Consider the following 23,573-nt stretch of genomic DNA (forward strand, 5'->3'; position numbering starts at 1 on the left):
CGCGCCGCTACGGATTGTGCGGTGATTTATAGCTGCCCGCTATACAACACCGGACCGGTTGGCTGCCCGGTTGGCGAGCCGCCGCGCGGTTCAAGGCTGATGGCAATGATGCCTGAGCGGGAAATCGTGCTATTCAACGCCACATCCGTTGCCTTCTGGTTATCCAACAAACCCAATGAAATCGGCGCTTTGCCTGGCGGAATCAGCCACAGCTGCAAACTGTTGTTATCGGCGATGGTCACGGGATGTAACGGCGTCAGGCTCAGCTGCGCCAGTTTGCTGTCCGCGCTGACCACCCATTGCTGTTGATGCTGGGCGTCGTTCAGTACCGTCAACGGTGTTAACGTCGGCTGCTGCAGGAACAGTGAGGCGAGCAGGGCGAACGCCGCGACACTGGCAGCCGCCAGCCAGCCCGCATAATGGCGTTTGGGTTGAATGACGCGTTGCTCGGGCAAACTCAATGTAATCTTTTTCCACACCTTTTCCGGTGGCGTGACGGGCGCAAGCTGATTATCCAGGCCCGCTAGCAGGGCTTGCCAGCGCGCAACATTAGCCGCGAGCGCGGGCTCGTTTCGCAACCTGCGTGCAAAGCTCAAACGCGCCAGCCCACTCAAGGTGCCCAGCGCATACTCAGCTGATAAGGCATCATCGCGTTGTAATTTATCGTTCATAGGCCCACACACTCCCGCAGATGCTCCAGCGCGCGGCGAATCCAGCTTTTTACCGAGCCAACCGGCTGTTGCAGCCAGGCGGCAATATCACTGTGGGACATCCCCTGATAATAGGCGAGCGTGATGCTTTGCTGCTGTTCGCTGCTCAGATGGCCAATGCAGTGTCGCAGGCGATCGGCTTGTGCCGGATCGTGCAAGTTATTCTGTTCGTCTTCGCTGGTGATTGGTAGCAGGTCGCTAAACTCTTCTGCCTCCAGCGTCAGGCGCGCCTGTCCGCTGCGTAACCCGTCAATGCAGCGATTGCGCACAATGTGCGTCATCCACGTCATCGGCGCGCTCAGGGCAGCATCGTAAGAGGCGGCGCGGTTCCAGATGGTGAGGTAGCAATCGTGCAGCACCTCTTCCGCCCAACCTTGCTGACGCAGCATGCGCAGGGCGAGGGCGAACAGGTGCGGCGACGTAAGTCGATACAGTTGCTCAAACGCGCGGCGATCGCCTTTTGCGATCGCCGGCAATAAGTTGTCTAACCGTTCTGCAAGCCTGTTATCCATCATCTTCCCGGTTGGCTAAAATGCCCAATCCGAGTATAGGCAATTACTTAGGCATCAAGACGGTATCAATCACATCAATCACACCATTTTTCTGATTGACGTCATAAGTGCTGATATTCGCCACATTGCCTTGACCATCTTTCAGCTGAATATTGTGCGGGCCATTATTCATAATCCACAACGGTTGGCCGTTGACGGTTTTCAGCTCGGCATGTCCGCCACCTTGCTTAATTTTTTTCTCCAGCGCTTTCATGTCGTATTTACCGGCCACCACATGATAAGTCAGGATGCTGGTCAACTTCGCTTTGTTCTCCGGTTTGACCAGGCTATCAACGGTGCCCGCAGGCAACTTGGCGAAGGCCGCATTGGTTGGCGCGAAGACAGTAAACGGACCTTTACCTTCGAGGGTTTCCACCAAACCCGCCGCTTTAACAGCAGCAACCAGCGTGGTGTGATCTTTGGAGTTCAGCGCGTTTTCAACGATGTTCTTTTGCGGATACATCGCTGCGCCGCCGACCATCACGGAGTCATCATTCATGGCGGCAAATGCACCTGCGGTGAACAGTAAAGTGCTGGATACGACTGCAATGCTCATTAGCTTTTTCATCATAAATCCTCGTAGTAGGGAGCGAAGAAGTTGCTCACACTCTGATATACGAGGGCAGCCTGCGAATTGGATGCAGCGATTTAAAAATAAATTTTACGCCAGCCGATCGCTCCACAAATGCAGGCGCGGAATGATCAGATGCAGCGGCTCGGCCAGCGGTTTATGACGCCAGGCAACGTTATCGGCATCGTAGTTCAGCAGTTCTCCCAGAATCGGCACCTGCGTGCGATCGCGGCACAGCACCAGCAGCGGAGAAGGGCAGGCAAGCTGCACCTGTTTCTTCTCGCTGGCGCGCCATACGCGGGCAATCGGCTGCACCTTCACCGGACGCTTGATTTTCAGCTTCGCACCGGCTGGCAACGCGAGGATTGCTTCCAGCTCTTGCTGCACTTTCTCCGCCCACTGTTCCCGCGTCCACGGTGCCTGCGCACGATTGGCCTTCAGGCTGCGCTCCAGCTGTTCTACCACCGCATCACGCGTGACGTTTTTGATGATGTTTTTATTCGCCCAGCCAAAGCGCAAACTGTCCGGCGCGTTGAGCAGCGTGACGCTGCGGTAGGCGTTAAGCGTAATTAACCCGCGCAGATGCTGGTGGACGAACTCAAAGCGCGCCTCGCTCGGCAAGCCCGACTCCACGGTGATCAGCTGTTCCAGCCGCTGCTTCAAAGTATTAATCTCGGCAACCTGCTGCGTAATCTGCGCATGCACATCGCCGTCGGCTTCAATGCAAATCGCGCCCGGCAAGCGCACGGCGGCTTTGGTGCTGAGCTTTTCCGATTGATGCTGCATAAACAGGCGGCAGTAATGCATTAGCGCCATGTCGCGTGCCGTTTTACCAAGATGCTGCGTCACCGCGATGCGTTCAATTTCATCATGTTCGCGGCCTTTCTCGATTTCCGGCAGACTAAACACGCGCGCAATCAACAGCGGTTGCTGCTCAATGTGTTGACGTAACGCGCCCAATCCCGCCTCCAGCGCATTAACGCATTCGTGCAGATCGGCAACCAAATCATAACGAGCCATAAAACGCCTCCATAGTTACAACATGCTTTCAGTGTACTGGCTTGGGTGCCGGTCTGCCAGCATTGCGCAGGGATTTTGTTAAGCAGGGAAACGTGGGATTTTTCAAGCTGGATGAACGTGTTATAACAATGCTTTGCCTGCTAACGGAATAATGTTGTGAAGCCTCAGCCAAAGCCACCTGCCGCCGCCATAGTTACGCTTGGCGTAGTACAAATCCTGTCGTGGGGCGGATCCTTCTATTTGATGGCGGTGATGGCCAATCCGATCGTGGCGGAAACCGGCTGGTCGCAGCAATGGGTGTATGGCGCGCTATCGCTCGGCATGCTGATTTCCGGTTTGCTGGCGCCGCTGAGTGGGCGACTGATTTCCCGCTCCTATGGCCGCGCATTGCTGGCGGCGAGCGGGGCGGTGATGGCGATCGGTCTGGTGATCATGGGATTAAGCCACAATCTGCCGCTGTTTCTGTTTGCCTGGCTGATTATCGGCGTAGGTATGGCGATGGGCCTGTACGATGCGCTGTTTGCCACGCTCGGCACGCTCTATGGCGGCCAGGCACGCGGCGCGATAACCGGCATTACGCTGATTTCTGGCTTCTGTACCACTATCGTGTGGCCGGGCACCGCGCTGCTGATTCACTGGCTGGATTGGCGTAACGCCTGTTTTGCCATTGCCGGATTGTTATGTGTTTCAGTGTTGCCCGCCTATCTCTACGCGCTACCCGCGCCAGAAGCGAAAATCGCCGCCGCTAAGGTAAAACCGACCGCGCAGGGCGACGAACTGGCACCGACACTGTTTTGGCTGCTGTGCAGCATTTTCACGCTCGCATCGGTGATCATGACGGCGATTTCGGTGCAGCTGATCACCCTGCTGCAGGCCAGCGGCCACACGCTGGCGTCGGCGCTGGCCATCAGTGCGATTCTCGGTCCGTGTCAGGTGGCATCGCGCATCGTAGACATCGCCTTCAAGCGCGGTCACCCGATCTGGACCACCTTTTTCTCGGTGGGATTGGTGGCGCTCGGCTTGTTGCTGCTGGCGTGTTATCCGCAGTTTGCGGTGCTCAGCATGGTGCTGTACGGTGCTGGAAATGGTTTGCGTGCCATTGTGCGGGGAACTTTACCGCTGGTGATGGTCAAACCAGAGGCCTACGCGATTGTGGTAGGGCGCATGGCGCGTCCCGCCTTAATTGGTCAGGCCTTGACGCCGCTGGTTGGTGGCTATGTGTTTCAGCACCTCGGTGCCAGCGCCACGCTGTGGTTGTTATGCGTTCTGGCGTTGATTAACGTGCTGTTGGTCGCGCTTTTGCAGCAGAAATTGCCGCAGGCCAGCCCACAGTCGGAAAGGGGAGTGATAAACTAAGCAGCCTGTGCGCTTCTGCCCGATTAAATGGGGAATACGTGCCTGGATCACGGGCGTTGACTTCTAAAAAGCAACAGTGTTTGTTATATTTATTGCTCATTGATTACTCATTGTCGCGGCATAAAAACAACAAGATAACCGCAACTCAGGATATTGAAATGCTTGATTACCGCTTCCCGACAGCTTTGCAGATGGTTTTGAGCGTAGCGATGGCGGAGCAACTGGGCAAACGCTCGACCAGTGCCATATTGGCGTATGGTCTTGAAGCGAACCCCAGTTTCATTCGGAAACTTATGGTTCCGCTCACGCGTGACGGCATCATCGTCTCAACGCTTGGCCGCACCGGTTCCATTCATCTGGGTCGCCCGGCCGCCGAAATCACACTGCGCGACATTTATACTTCTGTGATTGAAGATAAAAAACTCTGGGCGTCACGTCCCGACGTGGCACCGCGTTGTCTGGTCAGTGCCAACCTGTGTTGGTATTTCAAATCGATTGCTGAAGAGGCTGAAGAAGCGTCGCTGAAAGTGCTGGAAACCCGCACCGTAGCTGACGCGCTGGCCGAACTGAAGCATAACGACACCAGCAACTGCGAAGAGTTGCCCGATCTCGAACTCGCCGACCTGTGTAAAAAAGGCCGCTAAAACCACTCTCATCCGTAAGGGCGTCATTCATGACGCCCTTTTTTATTGCCTCAATCTGCACGCAAAAAAAATCCGGGCACATCGGCCCGGATTGTTCATTTCACCTAAAACCCTTACACAGTTTGCACTTCCGCCTGTGGTTGCTTGCGCGTCACCAGCTTACGCAGCGTCACATAGAACACCGGCGTCAGGAACAGGCCAAACAGCGTCACGCCCAACATGCCGGAGAACACGGTAATCCCGGTTACGCCGCGCACTTCTGCGCCCGCACCTTCGCCAAGAATCAGCGGGATGGTACCGGCGATAAAGGCAATCGAGGTCATAACGATCGGACGCAGACGCAGACGACAGGCTTCCAGCGCTGCATCGACAATGCTCTTGCCTTGCATCTCCAGCTCGCGCGCAAACTCGACGATAAGAATCGCGTTCTTACACGCCAGTCCCATCAGCACTACCAGCCCAACCTGCACAAACACGTTGTTATCGCCACCGGTCAGCCACACGCCGACCAGCGCCGAGAGCATAGTCACCGGCACAATCAGGATCACCGCCAGCGGTAGCGTCCAGCTTTCATACAGCGCCGCCAGCACCAGGAATGCGAGTAGGACCGCGACCGGGAAGACGATCAGCGCGGTATTGCCCTGCGTTGATTGCTGATAGCTTAGGTCGGTCCATTCAATGTTCATGCCGTTCGGCAGCACCTGCGTCGACATATCCTCCAGCTTCTGCATCGCCTGCGCCGAAGAGAGCACGCGCGGATCGGCATCACCAATCAGGTCAGCCGCCGGATAGCCGTTATAGCGAATCACCGGATCCGGGCCGTATGTAGTGGTGATATTCACCATACTGCCAATCGGCACCATTTCGCCGCGATCGTTGCGGGTACGCAGGTTACCGATATCCTGCACGCTATCGCGGAAATCGCCATCCGCCTGCGCCATCACGCGCCAGGTGCGACCAAACTTATTGAAATCGTTGACGTACGACGATCCGAGATAGGTTTGCAGCGTGCTGAACAGTTCGGTCAGCGACACGCCTTGCGCTTTGGCTTTATCCCGATCCACCTGCACATCCAGCTGCGGCACGTTGGCCTGGTAGGATGAAATCGGGAACATCATGCCCGGCGTCTGCAACACCGCACCGGTCAGGGTGTTGATGGCGGTTTGCAGCGCACCGTAACCGAGCCCCGCGCGATCCTGCACATACAGCGAATAACCCGAACCTTGTCCCAGACCTAAAATCGGCGGTGGCATAATCGAGAAGCCAAAGCCTTGCTGGATTTTCGAGATCTTAGCGTTGATCTCAGCATTAATTTCCGCGGCGGTGCGCGTACGTTCACTGAACGGCTTCAAACCGAAGAACACCGTGCCGGTATTCGGCGTGTTGGTGAACTGCAACGCGTTCAAACCGGGGAAGGCGACCGAATAAGCCACGCCTTCGGTGTTCATGCCGATTTCGCTCATCTTGCGAATCACTTCATCGGTACGCGCCAGCGACGAACCTTCCGGCATCTTCACACCGCCAATCAGGTAGAGCTTGTCCTGCGTCGGAATAAAGCCGCCCGGCACGGTATGGAACATAAAGCCCGCACCGGCCAGCAGCAGCACGTAGACGCCGAACACCGCGCCACGACGACGCAAGGTTTTACCCACCAGCGATTCATAGCCATCTGAACTGCGCTGGAAGAAGCGGTTGAACGGACGGAACAGCCAGCCGAGCAGGCGATCGATAATGCGCGTCGGCATATCCTTTGCGGCATCATGTGGCTTCAGCAGCAGTGCTGCCAGCGCCGGTGACAGCGTCAGCGAGTTGATGGCGGAAATCACCGTTGAAATGGCAATCGTCACCGCAAACTGCTTATAGAACTGACCGGTCACGCCGGACAGGAACGCCATCGGCACGAACACCGCACACAGCACCAGCGCGATGGCGATAATCGGCCCGGACACTTCCCGCATCGCCTGATGCGCCGCCGCCGTCGGCGACAAGCCTTGCTCGATATTACGTTCGACGTTCTCCACCACGACAATGGCGTCATCCACCACGATACCGATCGCCAACACCAGCCCAAACAAACTTAAGGTATTGAGCGAGAAGCCGAGCAGATAAAGGATGCTGAAGGTACCGACCACCGAAACCGGCACCGCCAGTAGCGGGATAATCGAGGCGCGCCAGGTTTGCAGGAACAGAATCACCACCAGCACCACCAGCACAATCGCTTCGAACAGCGTTTGCACCACGGCACGGATCGAGTCACGCACGAATACCGTTGGGTCGTACGGCGCGGCCCACTGCACATCGTCCGGGAAACGGGTGGCCAGTTCGGCCATTTTGTCGCGCACCGCATTTGACAGATCGATGGCGTTGGCGCCCGGTGCCTGGAAGATACCGATGCCGACCGCATCTTTGTTGTTCAGCTGTGAACGCAGCGCGTAGCTGCCAGAACCCATCTCGATGCGCGCCACGTCACGCAGGCGCACCAGCGTGCCGTCGTCAGCGGTTTTCAGGATGATATTGCCGAACTGCTCTTCGCTCTCAAGACGACCCTGGGTGTTGATCGACAGCAGAAAATCGCTCTGTTTCTTCAGCGGCTCCGCGCCAAGCTGGCCGGCAGACACCTGCACGTTCTGCTCCTGCATCGCGCTGACCACATCGGAGGCGGTCAAGCCACGTGCCGCCACCTTATTGGGATCGAGCCAGACGCGCATCGCGTATTCACCGGCACCGAAGATCTGAATCTGACCGACGCCTGGCAGGCGCGCCAGTTCATCCTTCACCTTAAGGGTGGCGTAGTTACGCAGATAGAGGGAATCGTACTTGCCGTGCGGCGAGAACATGTGCACCACCAGCGTCAGCGTCGGCGACATCTTCTGCGTGGTGAGGCCGAGTTGGCGCACCTCTTCCGGCAGACGCGCTTCAGCCTGCGCCACGCGGTTCTGCACCTGAACCTGCGCCTGATCCGGATCGGTGCCCGGACGGAAGGTCACGGTGGTGACCAGCACGCCATCGGAACCCGCCACGGATTTCATGTACATCATGTTTTCTACCCCGTTTATGGCTTCTTCCAGTGGCGTCGCCACAGAATCTGCAATCACTTTGGGGTTGGCACCGGGATATTCCGCGCGCACCTGCACGCTCGGTGGCACCACGTTGGGATATTCACTGATCGGCAGCAGCGGAATGGCGATCAGTCCGGTGGTAAAGATCAAAATCGACAGCACCGCGGCGAAAATCGGTCGGTCGATAAAAAAGCGGGAGAAATCCATAAAAGGCAGTCTCGAAGGTTATTGAGCGGAGCGCATCGCCACCGGTTGGGCGTTCACCGGCATGCCAGGCATAAAGACTTTCTGCAAGCCGTTAACGATCACCTTGTCGCCGGGCTTCAGGCCTTGCTGCACAATACGCAGACCATCGGCTAACTCGCCGGCCTGAATATCGCGGCGCTGGGCTTTACCTTGCGCATCGACCACGTAAACGTACTTACGATCCTGATCGGTGAGCACGGCTTTATCATCAATCAACAGGGCGGTGAAGTCGGCGCGGCCCGGCAAGCGCACGCGCGCAAACAGGCCCGGTGTGAACTGACGCTGCTGATTATCCAGCGAGGCGCGCATGCGGATGGTGCCGGTGCTGGCGGTCAGCTGGTTATCGAGGAAATCCACGGTGCCGCGATGCGGAAAACCCTCTTCGCCGGTCAGCGCTACTTCTACCGGCAGCGACCCGCGATTTTCGCCTTTACGCGCCATCGCCTGATAATGCAGATAGGTGGCTTCATCGACGTCGAAGTAGACGTACATGCGATCCTGCGATACCAACGTGGTCAGCACGCTGGCGCTATCACCGGCGGTCACTAAGTTGCCGGTGGTGATCATCGCGCGGCTGGCGCGACCTTCAATCGGCGCGGTAACGCGGGTGAAATCGAGATTCAGCTGCGCCATATCCACCGCCGCCTGTGCTGACAGCACGCTGGCCTGCGCCTGATTAGCCGCCGAGCGACGCTGTTCCCACTCTTCGCGTGACACGACATTGGTGCCGATCAGTTTATCGGTACGCGCCGATTCACTGCGGGCCAGCGTAGCCTGGCTACGCGCGTTAGCGAGTTCGGCCTGCGCCTGCTCAAGCGTGGCGCGGTAGGTGCGATCGTCAATGGTGAACAGCACCTGACCTTTTTTCACCTCATCGCCTTCGCGATAATTAACCTGATCGATATAGCCCGAAACGCGCGGCCGCAGCTGCACGCTCTGCACCGCTTCGAAACGGCCATTGAAGCTATCCCATTGGCTGACTTTCTGCTCTACCACCTGCGCGACACTTACTTCGGGCGGTGGCGGCGGGGCGTTTTGCGCCACACCGCGATCGCAACCGGCCAGCAGGCTTCCCAGCAATATCACTCCTGACAGGCTTACCGCCCATTGAACCCTGTACGTTTGCAGATGCATTGTTGTTATTCCGCTTTGGTGAAAATGAAAGGAGACGTACGAAAAATCTGCAACTTTTATGATTGCATTAAAACGCCACGAGTGTAGGCTTGCTCAAACTGCATCTGCAAGAATATCTGATACACTTTATGTGCGGTTTTGATCATTACGTTGCAGAAGGATCAAAGCCCCTACGCGCAGTGCGGCATTTAATGCAATAATAAAACTTGCATTAACTGGCATAGTCGTTCAACCTTAAAGTGTAATTGCAACTGATACTGATACTGTTCGCAACGGCGACCGGAGAAAACGAGATGATGACCACCGCATTTATTCACGATTTGATCGACTGGATTGACAACAATATTGAAACGCGTCTGGATCTGGATACCGTAGCGGGGCGCGCCGGTTATTCGAAATGGCACCTGCAGCGTATGTTCAAAGAGCACACAGGTTTGCCTCTGGGCGAATACATCCGTGAGAAGAAGCTGAAGAAGTCAGCGGATCGCTTGACCACCAGCAATGAACCGATTCTTAACGTAGCGATTTCACTCGGTTTCGACTCGCAGCAGTCGTTTAACCGCAGCTTTAAACGCCAGTATGGCGTAGCGCCGGGGGCATGGCGTCGTCACGCCGCGCCATCCGCCAGCGCGATGCAGTAAACCCCGCCAGGGCCAGCTTTGCTGGCCCGCGTTTTTCCCTGCCCTAAATCTGTTATTATCGTCGTCCTGTTTTTCAGGATGCCACCATGTCAAAAAAACTCTGGATTGCCTTAATTCTGATCCTGGCCGCGCTGTGGCTCGGGTTGAAACCGCGTTTGTCCGATAAATGGTCAGCTAGCCACCCCGATATTTCGCAGCTCACCGATGCCAACACCGTGGCGCGTTGGGTGCAGCAGCATCACACATTACCCGATCTCTATCTCACCAAAAATGAAGCGCGTCGTCAGGGCTGGAATCCCAGCAAGGGCAACTTGTGTGAAGTGTTGCCGGGCCGCGCGATTGGTGGCGATCGCTTTAGCAACCGCGAAAGAAGGCTGCCGATGCAGGCGGGCAGGCAATGGTATGAAGCTGACGTGAATTACGATTGCGGTCACCGCGACGCCGATCGTCTGCTTTACTCAAATGATGGATTGATTTTCCTCACCACCGATCACTATCGCAGCTACAAACAGGTGCCTTAACCATGTTGACGCTCCATTTTGACTTTGAAAACTTGTCAGATCGCCAGGCGTTTTACCGCGCGCTGGTGCAGCAGAGTGCCTGCCCAGTGGATTTCGGTAACAATCTTGATGCGCTATGGGATTGGCTGACCGGCGGCATGGCGCTGCCGGCCACCTTCTATTTAGCGCATGCCGATGACGCCAGCGTGAGTGCAGAATTCGCGCCGGTGCTGGCGTTACTGGAGGAGGCGCAGCAGCAGTTGCAAGGCGAGCTGCGCCTGGTGCGTGGGGAATAAACTACGCGTGCAGCGGTAACAGCAAAATCGCCAGCATCTGGCGGGCATTCGCGGGCAAATCGCCGCCGCCGGTGTAGCCATTGTTCTCAACGATCACCGAATTCAACCCCACCAGCCAGTCATAGATGTAGTAAGCGGTATGATTGGCGGGCGCGGCAGACAAGCGCGTCAAACGCTGTCCCGGCGAGAAGCTGACGCTCGGTGCAGGCGGACGGGCGAAAATCGTCTGACCGCGATTGACGCGGCTTTCAGGACGTTCGCTCTCCGGGCGCTGTAAAAAGCCCAGCCACGCCACAAAATCTCCCAGCACCGTCATGGCGCGTGAAACCTGACGATCGGTACGCGCTTCATGGGCGCTGGCCTGCGCATCCGGCTCGTTAAGCGCGCTTTGCAGTTTGCTCAGCACCTTGAGACGGAAGCTAGCGGTTATTAACTCTTCCACCAGCATCTCCAGCGTCGGCTTATCGACGTTGAGCAGCGCCAGCAGGCTGCGGCTCTCCGGCAACTGACGCAAGTGCTCCAGCCACAGTGCAAACACCTGCTGCGGGAACTGCTGATCGCGCTGACCGCCCGAACTGCGCGGCTCAGCGGCAGCGACCGGCTCATCTTTAAACAGATCGAACTCGAAGCCGATGCCGAAATAGCTCTGCTCAGCGGCCGCGGTTTTGGCGCTGTGCTGAATGTGATGGCTGCTGCTCTGGCTCAGCCACAGCTGACGCACCGCTTCACGCGACGGCTGCAAACGCTCCAGCAGTTCGCCGTGCAAACCGGTGCGATGTTGCAAGCATTTTAGCAGCGTATCGGAAATCGCCTGCTTGCGAGCTGCCTGTTCTGGCGTGGCGCTGGATTCGGTCCACGGCTGCAAACGTTCCACCAGCTTGTGCTGTAGCGCGCTGAGCTGCAACGCTAAACGCTCACGGCGCGCTTCCGGCTGCATCTCATCCTGCAACCAGCTGCCCATGCGATCGACGCCCGCGCGATCCAGCGCCAGCATCGAACCCCAACTCTGTCCCGGCTGACCAATCTGGCGTTGCACCGCTTCATCAACGTTAATCTGCTGCTGCTGATAGCGCGCATCATGTGGCGTGATCGCCCAAATCAGACGCGGCTTCTCACCGCTGGCGGCGATGGTTTGATGTATGTGCCACTCGCGCAGCGCGCTGGCGGCGACATCGGTGTCGTGACGCTGGCTGGCGGCGGTACAGATCAGCATCAGATCAATGCCCTGACGCGCGGCGTACAGGCCCGGCAGCAGTGCGCGTTTCTGTTCCAGCAGCGTGGCGCGCATCGGATCGCGTTTGCGCATCTGGGCCAGTTCATCCTGTTGCGCGCGATCGGCTGGCGTGCCCGGTGCAGGTAGCTCCAGCATATCCGCATCATCGTACAGCGCCTGACGCGGCGTGGAGCTGAGCGGCAAGGTGATCTCCAGCGTCAGCAGCGACAGCAATCCCAGCGGAACATGTTGCGCTTTCCCCACGCGATTGGCGACGATCGGACACACTTCGATCATCTCCTGCCAGTCGGCATCATTGCCAATCAGTTTTTCTGCTGGCAGCGCGGCATCATCCACCAGCATGCTGAGCGGCGCTAACACGCGCGGCGCATGGCGCAGCTGGTGGCGCAAATGCATCAGGCTGCGCAGGCTTTCGTTCAAGGCGTTCTGTCCCGGCCACAGCAGGGCAAACAGCTGCACGCGGTCGTCCACGTTGAGCCACGGCGCCAGCGCTACCGCCTGCGGCCAGAAGTGACGATCGAGAATCTCGGCATGACGATGGTGACGACGGCTCCACGCCCATAGCGTGATCAGCGCATCGCTATCGAGGCCAGGCTGCGCTTCATCCTGACGGTGGCGCTGCAAACGCTGCAACGCGGCATCGATCTGCGCCGTGTCCGGCTGCAGTTCGGTGTTGGCACAGGCCAGCATCAAACGAATCAGTTCCACTTCGCTCAGCAGCGTCATCTCCAGCGGCCAGGCGTTGGATTGCGTTTCACGCTGGTGGCTGAAGCGGGTGGCGATGGCGAAATCGAGATTGCCGGGATTGATGTTCTGGAAATAATTTAGGGTTTTATCGCCAAGGCGCGCAATTAACTGGCCCTGGGCATCACCGACCATCTCACTCAGCAGCCAGGCTTTGCCCGCCTGCGACTGGCCAAACAGCGCCAGCGTCACCGGACGCGCCAGCTGGCGCGCCAATGCATGGCTCTCCACGCGCGCGCGGCGCAGCTGCAGCGTCAGAGTTTCAGCTTCCATTGCCAGACGCGGCGTGTGCGCCTGATGGGTTTCCACCCAGTTCAGCGCGCCATCCAGTGTTTCCTGCATCAGGCTAAGACGTTTCGCGGGCGTAACCGGCGAGGCTTTTTTGGCAGTTCTCATCGTTTGCAGACGCTCCCGCTGTCGATCCAATATTGCGCATTCGCGTTGCCGGTAGCAGAAAGCGTGTTCAGTTTCAGACTCAGTTGCTCCAGCGGCACACGCGTGCCGTCATCCATGCGCGCATCGCTCAGCACCAAACGCTCCGGGCCGAGATTAGCCGGGCCGGGCTGCACCGCCAGCTTAATGCGCAGTACGCTTTCGCCGGCAACCTGACGCGCCAGCGTCGGGTCCACAATGCTCAGGCTATACAGCGGCGAGGCCGGCCAGCGATCGTTCTCCAGCTGGCGGAAGCCGAGGCAAACGTTGCCGCGAATGCGGAAGCTGCTTTTGCGATCCAGCGCGAAGCTGCTGCTGTCGAGATCGATCTCGCTGTAACACAGATTATCGTCGCTGAGCGCCGAGGTCTCATCCAGCACGCCGAGATAGCGAATGGTGGAGTACGGTTCGAAATCACCGGCGCGGAACCAGAAGCTGCTGAGGCGCAGATCGAGCGCCAGCAGGCACAGCATCGCGCCGACTGCGGCGGTGGATTTCGGGTTATCAATGCGGCCCTGCTTGTTGAACGGATACCAGTCGCTGGTGTGATAGCCTTCCAGCGACAAAATACGGCTGCCCGGCAGCGGTTGCAGATGTCGCACCAGCGCCTGAATGCCAGGGAAGCGTGACGGACGACCGGTGAGCAGCAGCACATCGCACTGATACAGCGACACCACTTCACACATCGCGCGCAGCGCCGGAATGATCGCCATACGGTGTTGCAGGAACTCGCCGTGCAACTGCGCCATGCTGACCACCAGCGGCACTTCGAGCAGATCGAATCGGCTGTCGCCGCCGAGCGTGCGCTGAATTTCGCCATTCACAAACGCCAGCACGCTGCTGGCCGGTTTTTGCGGCACCAGCTCGCCGAACAGCGCGTTGATCTCGCTATGGCTGTCGAGCGGATCCCAATTTTCATACTGCTCCAGCACCGCCTGCGCCAGCGGAATAAACAGCTGTAGCGTCACTTGCTGACGCAGCGTGGCTTGTCCGTCCATGCGGCTGTCGTGACCAAACAGCTTGTTCATCAGCGGTTCGGCCAGCTGCAAACCGGCTTTCTGCAAGCTCTGCTGCAACGCTGGCAGAATCCACAGCTGAATCACGTCCAGCAGAATATCGTCACCGGCGACTTTGAAACCTTCGCGGAACAGTAAGCGCGGGGTGATTTTGACGTTGTTGCCCTGGCCGTCATCGAGGCGATATTGGGTAATGGCTAAATCGGTGGTGCCGCCGCCGATATCAATCGAGGCGATGCGCAGGCTTTTACCCGGCAGCTCGTCAACTTCACGCGGACGATCCGGGCGCGCCATGCTGCTGAAGAAATCTTCTGCGCGGCCGGCAAAGTTGACCTGGGTTTCGTTGAATAGCCACACCATTTGACCACAGGTGGCTTCGTCCCACTCCATCTGCACATCCGGTACCGGACGCAGGCTGTTTGCCTGGCTGGCGGCGGTAAATTCCTCTTCGGCCGGATGCCAGCCCTCGGCTTTCCATACCAGCGCGATGGCTTCCTGCATGCGGCGACGGAAAATCTCACGCTCCGGCTTCGGCATCGCCGACGGCAGCGTCAGGATCACATGACGCAGCTGGCGCGGCGCCTGGCTTTGCGGCATGCGCTGGCGCTGCGCCACGCTGTTCATCTGCATCATCGCCTGCGCCAGCAGTTCGCACAGCATAAAGGTCATCAGCGAACTGCGGCTGTAGCTGGCGGAGAACACCGGCAGACGATCGTCTTCCGCCAGCGCGTGCAGCGGCTGGCCTTCGTCGTTAATCAGTAGGGTGAACGGCAGCGCGGTGGCTTGCGGCTCATCGCTGCTGCCGTTGGCGTTGAAGCGCCAGCCTGGCTGATAGCGCGCTTCATCCCACAAATAGCGGCGCGGACTGGACAAACCGGTGCTGCCTTCGGTGCCGGCACGCAGCAACGCCAGACGGCTGGCTTCCCGGCCTACGCGCGTCAGCGACGGCCACATAAAAGCGTTTTCGCGGCCGCTCTCCAGCGAGAAGTTGGCCTTACCGAAACGGGTTTCAGCAAACTCCAGACGGCTGTCGAACAGCTCGTTGTAAACCTGATGCGGCTCGGAGAGATCGCGCAGCTGCAGCTCGTAGGTTTGACGCAGGCCGCTGCTCTCTTCGGCGTGATCTTCCACCAGAATGCCGCAGGTATGCGAGTTGCCGACGTCGAGAATGATATCGACGTTGACCGCCGGGGTTTGCAGCGAAGTTGCCTGAATATAGATTTCCGCCAGATCGAGCTGTTCGCCCAGCAGTTCCAGCAGGTTGAGATAGTGCGCCTGGTATTCGAATTCACGCAGCGCCTGGTTCAGCTCCTGCTCACGGCGTGATTCCAGCGCATGCACCTGCTGGCTAAAGGTTTCACGCAGCCAGCCATCAACCCATGTATGGTCGAGGAATTCACCCAGCTCGTAGTTGTGCCAGGCGAGGGCGAAACTGACGCCGTTCTGCGCATCGGCTTTGCTTAAACCGTGCTGCTCGCCGCCATCCTGCTCAGACACAATGCGCGTATCAAAGGCGAGGGTGATGCGATGGGTGTTGCCTGCCGCGTCGGGTTGCGCCAGCGGCGCCAGATGCAGACGTGCCCAGTTGTCCGGGCCGCCGATAAAACGACGTCCGCTGGTGCAGCGCAGCACCGGCAGCGGCAGCCATTGATGGGCCAGCAGCTTCAGAGAATCGGCTAACGCGATATCCGTTTCCGGACGCACCACTTCCGCCGAGCCGCCATCTTCCGGATAGAGCAGGAACTTGCCGCTGTTACCGTCGACGTTGAGACGCAGCAGCGGGCCGTTGGCGGTTTGCCGCACGAACTGGCGGCGAGCCTGCAACGCAGGTAAACGCAAACCAAAATCAAGAAACTGCACACCGCTATCTTCAATCAGCGTGATTTTCTGTTTGTCATCGATGAGGGGAGCCAACATGTTTACTTACTCTCACGCTTAATCGTCAACGGGAAGACCTGATCTGCGCCGTATTGCGCAGTACAGCTGGCGATGCCATCACCGGCTTTACACACCAGTTCCGGCATGCGGTAACGCGATTTATCGCTGCAGGTCGCAGTATAGCGGCTGCGCACTTCCATGCTGCCGGCACTGGTCATCGCGGCGGTGACATCGGCTTTACAGCGGATGTTGTCGCCCTGGGTAATGGTGGCGGTGCCTTTGCCGTTGCGGATTTGATAGCGCAGGCTTGGCGGTTTGCCGGTCGGCAGATTGGTTTGACGCAACGTGACGCGCCAGGTGCCGTTAATAAATTTCACCGATCCAACGCGCGCATCTTCGGTGGTCATCACCAAATCATCCGCTTTGGCCGGTTCGGTGTGTTCAGCGACCACCTCAGGCAGCGCGACAGGTGTGGTAACCGGCGCGGCGGCAACGACGGTGGCGGCGGTTTGTGGCAGCGTGGCGGCGAGTTTTTCCGCTTTAACCATCACGGCAGGCGGCTTACTCACCGGCACCGGCACATCCGCAACGCTAATCGCAGCAGGTTGCGGCGCGCTGTGCAGCCAGTAGGCGACGCCCGCAGCCACCAGCGCCGCAACCGGCAACAGCAGCATCAGCGGACGCACGGCAAAGGCGCGACGTGGCGGCGCGACAGGTTCGGGTAGCGGTTCAGGCGCGGGCTCAGCAATGTCCTCAACCGCCGGTTCTTCGGCTTCAGGTTCCGGCTCCATCATCGGTAGAGCAGCGGCAGGCGGCACCTCGATCAGCGGCGCAATTACCGGCGCAACCACCAGCGGAGCAGGTGCTGGCGGTTCCGGCAGCAGCGGCGGCAGCGCATCTTCCAGCGAATCGCGCAGACAGGCCAGCGCGTCATCACGCGAACGCGCCTGTGGATCAACAAAGCCCCAGAAGGTGATCACCGGTTTGCCATCCACCAGATAAACGTACTGCTGATCCGGGAACTGCAACGTTTTGCTCAGCAACGCACCAAACAAGCGCATCGCCGGATTCTCCGCATCGCGTGCACGCAGGCTCAGCGCCTGCAGATCCTGCTGGTTTAGCGTCAGCAGTTCCAGCGCCTGACGGCGCTCATGATCGCTGGCACCCAGCCAGGATTTTACTTTGCCAGTAAACGGGGCGTACCAATCGAGGCGGTCACCGCGCTCGTTGACCTGCGGGATCGCGAGGCAATTGGCCAGCGTGGTTTGGCGGCGCAGGCGCAGGGTTTCACGGATTTGCAGCGCGGACGTCCAGACCGGCTGGCCGTTTTCACCCAGTGCCAGTACCGTGTCCAGATTGCCGCTGCGCAGAAAAGTTTTTGCCACTCGTTGGGCCCTTATCGGTGGTTGTCTGAGGCAGAACAGTGTGTGTTTTTGGCGATGATAGTGATCTTAAGCCAAATGCAGCGAAATCAAACGGCTGATAAAGGGGGAAAAACAGGGCGTTTTTCCCGCGTGCGGAGAAGATTGCTGAAATTTTAAGCGCGGCTGCGCGGGGAAAGGATCACATAGGTCAGCATGCCGCCGAGCAAACCCCAAAAGGCGGAGCCGATGCCGAGCAGCGAAACACCGCTGGCGGTGATCAGAAACGCCACGATGGCGCTGTCGCGCTGATCCGGTTCGGCTAAGGCGCGCTGCAAACTGCCGGACAGCGTAGCCAGCAGCGCGAGACCCGCCAGCGTGGCAATCAACACCGGCGGCAAGGCGCTCAGCATGATGGCGATCAATCCGCCGGTAAATCCGGTCAGCAGATAGAACACGCCCGCCAATGCCGATGCCATCCAGCGGCGCGCCGGATTCGGATCGACATCGTCGCCCATACAGATAGCAGCGGTAATCGCAGCGATACACACCGAAAACCCGCCAAATGGCGACAGCACTAAAGCGATAAATCCGGTCCAGCCGGTGAGCGCAGATACCGGCGGCTGATAGCCGTGCGCCTGCAAGGTGGCGATGCCGGGCGCATTTTGCGACGCCATGGTGACGAGAAAATAGGGCAAACCCACGCCAATCAGCGCCGCCAGAGTAAACTGCGGCATGATGAATTCCGGCCGACTGATCGCCAGCGCATGCGGCGGAAAGTGGATCGATTGCTGGCCGAGCGCCACCAGCACGCCCGCGATCAACGCCAGAATGATGGCGTAGCGCGGCAGCCAGCGGCGGCTCAACAACCACACCAGACACATGCTGCCGCACAGCGCGAAATTGCTCTGCAAACCGCTAAAGGTGCCGATGCCAAATTTCAGCAGAATCCCGGCCAACATCGCGGCCGCCAGCGATTGCGGAATGTGATTCATCAGGCGGGCGAACAGACCGGTGACGCCGCACAACACAATTAACAGGTTGGTGGCGACAAACACGCCCACCACTTCATTCAGCGTCAAACCCTGCACGCTGGTGGCGAGCAGCGCCGCGCCAGGCGTCGACCAGGCCGCGAGGATCGGCAGGCGTGTCCATAGCGATAAGCCGAGCGAGGCCAACCCCATACCTACGCCGAGCATCGACAGCCAGCCGCCAATCTGCGCCGGCGAAGCGCCCGCCGCCTGCGCCGCCTGGAAGATCAGCGCTGCCGTGCTGCTGTAGCCCACCAGCACGGCGATAAAACCCGAAATCAGCATCGGGAAAGAGAAGGCACTGCGTGTGGTGGCGGTGGTCATCAGGTCACATCCGATTGTGCGTTATAACGCACATTGTGGCATGGAGCGTTATAGCGCACAAGTGCTACACTGCGCGCGAGCTTTTCGGGAGAACACATGGAAAATTTGCATCAACATTTGAGTCTGGCGCTGAAACAGCTGCGTCAGGCCAACGGCTGGAGCCTGACGCTGGCAGCGGATCGCACCGGCGTGAGCAAAGCGATGCTCGGCCAGATCGAGCGCGGCGAATCGAGCCCCACGGTGGCGACGCTGTGGAAAATTGCCACTGGCTTTAACGTGCCGTTTTCCTTCTTTGTGCAGGGCAGCGATCAACCGCCGGGCAGCGTGGCGACCTTCAGCGAGCCCAACGCGCAGATGCAGGTTAAGCCGCTGCTGCCGTACGATGCCAGACTGCGTTTTGATCTGCTGGAAGTGACACTGGCGGGTGGCGCGCAGAGTGATTCATCAGCGCATGAAAGCGGGGTGATTGAGCAGGTTGTGGTGCTGGAAGGCGAATTGTTGCTGGGCGTGGAAGGCACATGGCGTCGCTTGCTTTCGGGCCAGGCCAGCCAGTTCGCCGCCGACACGCCGCACAGCTACCGCAATCCTCTCAGCACGCCGCTGCGTTTCCACAGTTTGATTCATTATCTGCAGCGCGCCTAGGATCGCCATGCATGGCGACTACCTAACAATCCAGCACAATTACAAATTGATACGAAGGTAAACTATCCAGTTTGCCTTCGTATTTATATACTCGCGGCTCATCAGTAAGGAGAAGGTGCCATGAGCGACCTCAACAGCGCGGCGGCGTTACTGCGCAGCATCAATGGCAAACTGGCGCGTCGCCTGCGTGAATCGGCGCCGCCGGGCGATCTCACCTGGCCGCAGGTGTCGGTACTCGGCTATCTGGTGCGCGATGGCGCGATGACGGTAACAGAATTGGCTACGCTGGAAGGGGTGCGCACTCAGTCGATGGGCGCCACCGTGGCGAGCCTGCAGACGCTGGGTATGGTGCAGGGCGCAGCCGATCCGCTGGATGGCCGCAAAACCCGCTATCAACCCACCGATGCCTGCCTGAAACTGATTGCTGCCAACCGCGCACAACGTGATGACTGGCTGCTCAACAGCATCGCAACGCAACTGAGCCCGCAGGAACAGCACACGCTGCTGGCCGCGCTTCCCTTACTGCAACGACTTGCCGACCAATAATCCTGAGAGGACTCAACATGGCTTTAACTACCCTTGACGACAACACCGCGCTGATTGTGATTGACCTGCAAAACGGCATTGTTGCGCTGCCGGTCGCACCGTTAGAGGCGCATGAAGTGATTGAGCGCTCAGCGCGTCTGGCCGATGCATTCCGTGGGCAAAAGCGCCCGGTGGTGCTGGTCAACGTTGCGGGCGGCGCGCCTGGCCGTAATGAGCAGCCGAAACACGCTGGCGATTTGCCAGCCGATTGGGCGACGTTGGTGCCGGACCTGGCGCAGCAGCGCGGCGACATCATCGTTACCAAAAAAACCTGGGGCGCATTCCACAACACGGATCTGCACGAGCAGCTGCAGCAGCGCGGCATCACACAAGTGGTGATTTGCGGCATCGCCACCAGCATCGGCGTGGAATCCACGGCGCGTCAGGCGTATGAGCTGGGTTACAACGTCACCTTGGCAACCGACGCCATGACCTGCCTGAATGCCGAAACGCATAAAAACAGCGTCGAGCGCATTTTCCCGCGCCTGGGCGAAACCGGCACTACCGAAGATGTGCTGGCGTTGTTGAAGTAAGGATCATCGTAGGGTGCGCATTCATGCGCACCTGGCTTGCAGGACGCCATGAATGGCGAGCCTACCGTTCCTGCCATGGATTCAGCAACATCACGCCAGTGGTATCAAAATCCCGTACGTTACGCGTGACCAGAATCAGCTCGTGATGAATCGCTGTCGCCGCGATCAGCGCATCGGTATGTGGGCGTTCATCAGGAATATGCAGCTGAGCGCAAAGGCGGGCCACGCCGCTATCAATAGAGAGTGTGCGCCAGGCAAATTCTGTCAGAACCTGCTCTTGATACCAGCGCTGTAAATGATGAGCTTGCTGAGGGTCTTTACGGGCGAACTTAAGGATACCTTTTTCAATTTCCATCAGCGTTAATGCTGAAATAAACATCTCTTCAGCATCAATGCTTTTAGCCCAGGCAATCACCTGAGGATTGGCTTTAGGCGTCCCTGCCTTACGTAATTCTGAAATAACATTGGTATCTAGCAAATAGCGCATTAGAACTCCACATCCCTGTTGATTATGGTCGCACGTTCTGGCTCAAAATCGATATCTACGCCGTCCGGCATGGCGAGTGAATCTACGATGCTTCGGTTTGAACCCGTGAGTTTTTTATACGCTTCAAATGTCAGTAAAACATGTGCAGGATTGCCACGGTCAGTAATATAAACCGGGCCTTCCTCGGCGGCTTTCTTGGCCCGGGATACCTCCTGATTAAAAGCTCGACTGCTGATTCTCGTCACTGTCATCACGACCTCCATGATATGTAGAGATGTTGCTACATAACTATAAAGCAATATGCCGTGCTGGACAATATTCAACCAATAAAAAGCCCCGCAAGCGGCTTGCAGGGCTTCAATATCATCTATCCAACGCGTTTATTTACTGAAACGCATAACTCACCGTCAGGCCCACGCTGTAATTGCGACCCGGCGCCGGTTCGTAATAGCGACCGTTGCTTTCATTCACGATAACTGAACCGATGTAGTTGCGGTCAAACAGGTTATCGACGCGGCCAAATAGATCCAACGTCCAGTTCTGCACCAGCCACTTATAACCGCTGTTCACGCCGACCACGGTATAAGACGGCGCTTTTACGTCATTCTCATCATCCGCCGCGATATCGCTCAGGTAGCGCATATCGGTTCCGGCATACCAGCCTTGGTCGGGCGCGTAAGCTAGTCCGGCGTAAGCCATGTTACGCGCAATGCCGGGAATGCGGTTGCCGTCGCAGCTTTCGGTGCCGCAGGCGTTAGAGCGGTAGCGGGCATCCAGCAAGGTCCATGCGGCTTTGAAGCGCCAGCTCTCGCCGAATTGCTGGTCGAGGCCCAGCTCCAATCCACGACGGCGGGTTTCACCGGCGTTTTTGTAAGTTGAACGTCCATAAGAATTGCCGTTTGAGACAATTTCGTTTTTAGTGTCGGTCTGAAATACCGCAGCAGTTAGCAGGCCATTGCCGATACGTTTTTTGCTGCCCAACTCAACCGTCTCGCTAGTTGCAGGTTGCAGGCCTAAATTGAGACCAGCCTGGCCTTCAGCGCGATACGACAACTCATTCAGTGTCGGTGTTTCGAAGCCGCGACCTGCAGAAACGTAGGCGTTCCAACTGTTATCAATCGCGTAATTCAACGCAGCGGCAGGCAACCAGCGATGGTAGCGGCGATTGCCACTATCATCCAAATCGGTAGAAGTAACGTAATAGTCATTTGAGTCGAAATTCACCGTACTAAAACGCACGCCGGCATCCAGCGACAGTTTATCGGTCAGCTGCCACGCGGTTTGCAGATAAGGATCGAGGTTCCACATCAGATTGCGTTCATTACGACGCATCTCGCCCTGTACACCCAATTCCTCGCCGCTATAGTTCTGATAACCTTTGCGTTTCTCGGTCATGGTTTCGTAGTCGAGCCCGCCGGTGAATGTCACTGGAATGGTGAACAGCGCGTCGCGGTGCGTCCAGCGGGTATCAATGCCCTGATAATGACGCGACAAAGCAATCACGCCGCCGGGATAACCTGCGCGCAGCTGGGTGGCTTTAGGAATGGATTGATACTGCGTGGTTTCACGTTCACCCGCGTACATCATCACGCTCAGGTCGTCGTTTTCACTCATCTGGCGTTGATAGTGCAGGCCCGCTTGCGTTTGATCGACAGTTTTACGAGCGTCATACAAGGTCACGTTGCTGGCGACCTGGCGCGGATTGTCTTTCCATTGTTCGGCGGTTAAGCCGCCCGGGTCCTGCGCTTCAACGTGCACGCTGTTGAACAGCAGCGTCAGGGTGCTGACATCATCGATGCGCACGCCGAGTTTGGCGTTGCCGAGGTTTTTCTGCGCCGAGCTGTGATCGCGGAAGCCGTGCGTGGTAAAGCGCGAGGCGGAAACCGTGTAGTTGACGTCGCCGGCTTGCGTACCGTCGCCGGTTGCGCCGCTGGCTTTAACGCTGTTGCGCCAGCTGCCGTAACTGCCGTACCAGCTGCTGGCTTCCAGCGTGGTGGGTTGCTGTCCGGTTTCGGTTTCAACGTTAATCACGCCGCCCGATGAGTTGCCGTACAGCGCCGAGAAGGGGCCGCGCAGCACGTCGATGTGATCGATGGAGCCGATATCGATGTTGGAAGTTTGTCCCTGGCCGTCAGGCATGGTGGCGGGGATCCCGTCGACGTACATACGAATGCCGCGCAGGCCAAAGGTGGAACGCGAACCAAAACCGCGCACCGAAATCTGCAGGTCCTGCGCATAGTTCTGGCGGTTTTGAATTTGCAAACCGGGCACGCTGCTGAGGTTCTCTGACAAATTGACGCGCGGTGCGGCATGGCGCATATCGTCGCCGGACACCACACTAACTGCCGCTGGCGTATCCAGTTCAGACAGTCCGGATGCGGACGGCGCCGCGCTCACCACCATGGTGTTGCTGGCCGCGTTTGCCGCCAGCGCCGAGACCGGTAACATCGCAGGCAGCATCATCAGCGAAGCCTGTCGCAGTAAAGCTATTTTCATTATGAAAGACCGTAAAAAGGGCGTGGAATGTACCGAATGGAACATTAATGGCGCGTATGTTAATCGTTTTATCATTTGTTTG

Annotated in this window: 21 protein-coding genes; 8 read left to right on the forward strand and 13 right to left on the reverse strand. The window is 58.1% G+C overall.

Annotated elements, in window-relative coordinates:
* Positions 1-26: 26 nt before the first annotated feature.
* From PO881_RS08885 to tus, 4 genes are all read right to left on the reverse strand, one after another.
* The gene (locus PO881_RS08885) at positions 27-671 is read right to left on the reverse strand and encodes an anti-sigma factor (RefSeq protein WP_280172771.1); all 645 of its coding nucleotides are present in this window, start codon (positions 669-671) and stop codon (positions 27-29) included.
* Entirely contained in the window at positions 668-1,222 is a 555-nt protein-coding gene (locus PO881_RS08890) for a sigma-70 family RNA polymerase sigma factor (protein WP_280172885.1), read from the reverse strand. The genes PO881_RS08885 and PO881_RS08890 overlap by 4 nt, the downstream gene beginning before the upstream one ends.
* Before the next feature lie 43 nt (positions 1,223-1,265).
* Positions 1,266-1,829, reverse strand: a complete 564-nt coding sequence (locus PO881_RS08895; protein ID WP_101764502.1) for a fasciclin domain-containing protein — start codon at positions 1,827-1,829, stop codon at positions 1,266-1,268.
* 93 nt (positions 1,830-1,922) lie between these two features.
* The gene (tus, locus tag PO881_RS08900) at positions 1,923-2,852 is read right to left on the reverse strand and encodes a DNA replication terminus site-binding protein (RefSeq protein ID WP_101764501.1); all 930 of its coding nucleotides are present in this window, start codon (positions 2,850-2,852) and stop codon (positions 1,923-1,925) included.
* 156 nt (positions 2,853-3,008) lie between these two features.
* Here tus and PO881_RS08905 point away from each other — a divergent pair, with 156 nt between their 5' ends.
* Positions 3,009-4,208, forward strand: coding sequence for an MFS transporter (locus PO881_RS08905; protein WP_192411915.1), 1,200 nt, complete (start codon positions 3,009-3,011; stop codon positions 4,206-4,208).
* A gap of 158 nt (positions 4,209-4,366) precedes the next feature.
* Positions 4,367-4,852, forward strand: a complete 486-nt coding sequence (locus PO881_RS08910) for an Rrf2 family transcriptional regulator (RefSeq protein ID WP_008110154.1) — start codon at positions 4,367-4,369, stop codon at positions 4,850-4,852.
* 113 nt (positions 4,853-4,965) lie between these two features.
* Here the strand turns inward: PO881_RS08910 and oqxB are convergent, their stop codons facing one another.
* Together oqxB and PO881_RS08920 are read right to left on the reverse strand one after the other, a co-directional pair.
* On the reverse strand, positions 4,966-8,118 hold the full coding sequence (gene oqxB / locus PO881_RS08915) for a multidrug efflux RND transporter permease subunit OqxB (RefSeq protein ID WP_192411914.1): 3,153 nt from the start codon (positions 8,116-8,118) through the stop codon (positions 4,966-4,968).
* Positions 8,119-8,136: 18 nt separating this feature from the next.
* Complete coding sequence (locus tag PO881_RS08920; protein ID WP_280172773.1) at positions 8,137-9,291, reverse strand: efflux RND transporter periplasmic adaptor subunit; 1,155 nt, start codon at positions 9,289-9,291, stop codon at positions 8,137-8,139.
* A gap of 293 nt (positions 9,292-9,584) precedes the next feature.
* On the opposite strand from PO881_RS08920, the gene PO881_RS08925 reads away from it, so the two are divergent.
* The 3 genes from PO881_RS08925 to PO881_RS08935 all read left to right on the forward strand — a co-directional run bounded on the left by PO881_RS08925 (position 9,585) and on the right by PO881_RS08935 (position 10,728).
* A complete protein-coding gene (locus tag PO881_RS08925; RefSeq protein WP_008110158.1) occupies positions 9,585-9,932 on the forward strand; it encodes a helix-turn-helix domain-containing protein in 348 nt (115 codons plus the stop codon).
* A gap of 86 nt (positions 9,933-10,018) precedes the next feature.
* Positions 10,019-10,453: a ribonuclease domain-containing protein gene (locus PO881_RS08930; protein ID WP_280172774.1), complete on the forward strand. Its 435-nt coding sequence runs from the start codon at positions 10,019-10,021 to the stop codon at positions 10,451-10,453.
* Between the two features lie 2 nt (positions 10,454-10,455).
* Positions 10,456-10,728, forward strand: a complete 273-nt coding sequence (locus tag PO881_RS08935) for a barstar family protein (RefSeq protein WP_210081625.1) — start codon at positions 10,456-10,458, stop codon at positions 10,726-10,728.
* A 1-nt stretch (position 10,729) separates the two neighbouring features.
* On the opposite strand, the gene PO881_RS08940 is transcribed toward PO881_RS08935, so the two are convergent.
* The 4 genes from PO881_RS08940 to PO881_RS08955 form a co-directional block, all read right to left on the reverse strand.
* Positions 10,730-13,102 (reverse strand): virulence factor SrfC family protein, encoded by a 2,373-nt coding sequence (locus tag PO881_RS08940; protein WP_280172775.1) that lies wholly within the window; start codon positions 13,100-13,102, stop codon positions 10,730-10,732.
* Entirely contained in the window at positions 13,099-16,071 is a 2,973-nt protein-coding gene (locus PO881_RS08945) for a virulence factor SrfB (protein ID WP_280172776.1), read from the reverse strand. Before PO881_RS08945 ends, PO881_RS08940 begins: the two co-directional genes overlap by 4 nt.
* Positions 16,072-16,073: 2 nt before the next feature.
* Positions 16,074-17,417 carry an SrfA family protein gene (locus PO881_RS08950; protein WP_280172777.1) on the reverse strand — a complete coding sequence of 448 codons (1,344 nt, stop codon included), beginning with the start codon at positions 17,415-17,417 and terminating at the stop codon, positions 16,074-16,076.
* A gap of 152 nt (positions 17,418-17,569) precedes the next feature.
* The gene (locus PO881_RS08955) at positions 17,570-18,748 is read right to left on the reverse strand and encodes a benzoate/H(+) symporter BenE family transporter (RefSeq protein ID WP_280172778.1); all 1,179 of its coding nucleotides are present in this window, start codon (positions 18,746-18,748) and stop codon (positions 17,570-17,572) included.
* A 96-nt stretch (positions 18,749-18,844) separates the two neighbouring features.
* Between PO881_RS08955 and PO881_RS08960 the strand changes: the two genes are divergently transcribed.
* The 3 genes from PO881_RS08960 to PO881_RS08970 all read left to right on the forward strand — a co-directional run bounded on the left by PO881_RS08960 (position 18,845) and on the right by PO881_RS08970 (position 20,508).
* Entirely contained in the window at positions 18,845-19,390 is a 546-nt protein-coding gene (locus tag PO881_RS08960) for a helix-turn-helix domain-containing protein (RefSeq protein WP_280172779.1), read from the forward strand.
* 120 nt (positions 19,391-19,510) lie between these two features.
* Entirely contained in the window at positions 19,511-19,936 is a 426-nt protein-coding gene (locus tag PO881_RS08965; protein WP_192233724.1) for a MarR family transcriptional regulator, read from the forward strand.
* 17 nt (positions 19,937-19,953) lie between these two features.
* The gene (locus PO881_RS08970) at positions 19,954-20,508 is read left to right on the forward strand and encodes an isochorismatase family protein (protein WP_280172780.1); all 555 of its coding nucleotides are present in this window, start codon (positions 19,954-19,956) and stop codon (positions 20,506-20,508) included.
* 61 nt (positions 20,509-20,569) lie between these two features.
* Here the strand turns inward: PO881_RS08970 and PO881_RS08975 are convergent, their stop codons facing one another.
* From PO881_RS08975 to pqqU, 3 genes are all read right to left on the reverse strand, one after another.
* A complete protein-coding gene (locus PO881_RS08975) occupies positions 20,570-20,995 on the reverse strand; it encodes a type II toxin-antitoxin system VapC family toxin (protein ID WP_280172781.1) in 426 nt (141 codons plus the stop codon).
* Entirely contained in the window at positions 20,995-21,246 is a 252-nt protein-coding gene (locus PO881_RS08980; protein WP_101764487.1) for a type II toxin-antitoxin system prevent-host-death family antitoxin, read from the reverse strand. Before PO881_RS08980 ends, PO881_RS08975 begins: the two co-directional genes overlap by 1 nt.
* Positions 21,247-21,379: 133 nt before the next feature.
* The gene (gene pqqU, locus PO881_RS08985) at positions 21,380-23,491 is read right to left on the reverse strand and encodes a TonB-dependent receptor PqqU (protein WP_280172782.1); all 2,112 of its coding nucleotides are present in this window, start codon (positions 23,489-23,491) and stop codon (positions 21,380-21,382) included.
* Between the last annotated feature and the right edge of the window lie 82 nt (positions 23,492-23,573).

The organism is Pantoea sp. SS70, from assembly GCF_029866845.1.
In the GTDB taxonomy this organism is placed as follows: domain Bacteria; phylum Pseudomonadota; class Gammaproteobacteria; order Enterobacterales; family Enterobacteriaceae; genus Pantoea; species Pantoea leporis.

What these genes read in the sequence shown, in the direction of transcription:
- pqqU (WP_280172782.1), bottom strand. Translation starts at nt 23,491, where the DNA reads ATGAAAATAGCTTTACTGCGACAGGCTTCGCTGATGATGCTGCCTGCG.
- PO881_RS08920 (WP_280172773.1), bottom strand. Translation starts at nt 9,291, where the DNA reads ATGCATCTGCAAACGTACAGGGTTCAATGGGCGGTAAGCCTGTCAGGA.
- oqxB (WP_192411914.1), bottom strand. Translation starts at nt 8,118, where the DNA reads ATGGATTTCTCCCGCTTTTTTATCGACCGACCGATTTTCGCCGCGGTG.
- PO881_RS08910 (WP_008110154.1), top strand. Translation starts at nt 4,367, where the DNA reads ATGCTTGATTACCGCTTCCCGACAGCTTTGCAGATGGTTTTGAGCGTA.
- PO881_RS08965 (WP_192233724.1), top strand. Translation starts at nt 19,511, where the DNA reads ATGAGCGACCTCAACAGCGCGGCGGCGTTACTGCGCAGCATCAATGGC.
- PO881_RS08955 (WP_280172778.1), bottom strand. Translation starts at nt 18,748, where the DNA reads ATGACCACCGCCACCACACGCAGTGCCTTCTCTTTCCCGATGCTGATT.
- PO881_RS08885 (WP_280172771.1), bottom strand. Translation starts at nt 671, where the DNA reads ATGAACGATAAATTACAACGCGATGATGCCTTATCAGCTGAGTATGCG.
- PO881_RS08970 (WP_280172780.1), top strand. Translation starts at nt 19,954, where the DNA reads ATGGCTTTAACTACCCTTGACGACAACACCGCGCTGATTGTGATTGAC.
- PO881_RS08890 (WP_280172885.1), bottom strand. Translation starts at nt 1,222, where the DNA reads ATGGATAACAGGCTTGCAGAACGGTTAGACAACTTATTGCCGGCGATC.
- PO881_RS08935 (WP_210081625.1), top strand. Translation starts at nt 10,456, where the DNA reads ATGTTGACGCTCCATTTTGACTTTGAAAACTTGTCAGATCGCCAGGCG.
- PO881_RS08945 (WP_280172776.1), bottom strand. Translation starts at nt 16,071, where the DNA reads ATGTTGGCTCCCCTCATCGATGACAAACAGAAAATCACGCTGATTGAA.
- PO881_RS08975 (WP_280172781.1), bottom strand. Translation starts at nt 20,995, where the DNA reads ATGCGCTATTTGCTAGATACCAATGTTATTTCAGAATTACGTAAGGCA.
- PO881_RS08940 (WP_280172775.1), bottom strand. Translation starts at nt 13,102, where the DNA reads ATGAGAACTGCCAAAAAAGCCTCGCCGGTTACGCCCGCGAAACGTCTT.
- PO881_RS08925 (WP_008110158.1), top strand. Translation starts at nt 9,585, where the DNA reads ATGATGACCACCGCATTTATTCACGATTTGATCGACTGGATTGACAAC.
- tus (WP_101764501.1), bottom strand. Translation starts at nt 2,852, where the DNA reads ATGGCTCGTTATGATTTGGTTGCCGATCTGCACGAATGCGTTAATGCG.
- PO881_RS08930 (WP_280172774.1), top strand. Translation starts at nt 10,019, where the DNA reads ATGTCAAAAAAACTCTGGATTGCCTTAATTCTGATCCTGGCCGCGCTG.
- PO881_RS08895 (WP_101764502.1), bottom strand. Translation starts at nt 1,829, where the DNA reads ATGAAAAAGCTAATGAGCATTGCAGTCGTATCCAGCACTTTACTGTTC.
- PO881_RS08960 (WP_280172779.1), top strand. Translation starts at nt 18,845, where the DNA reads ATGGAAAATTTGCATCAACATTTGAGTCTGGCGCTGAAACAGCTGCGT.
- PO881_RS08980 (WP_101764487.1), bottom strand. Translation starts at nt 21,246, where the DNA reads ATGACAGTGACGAGAATCAGCAGTCGAGCTTTTAATCAGGAGGTATCC.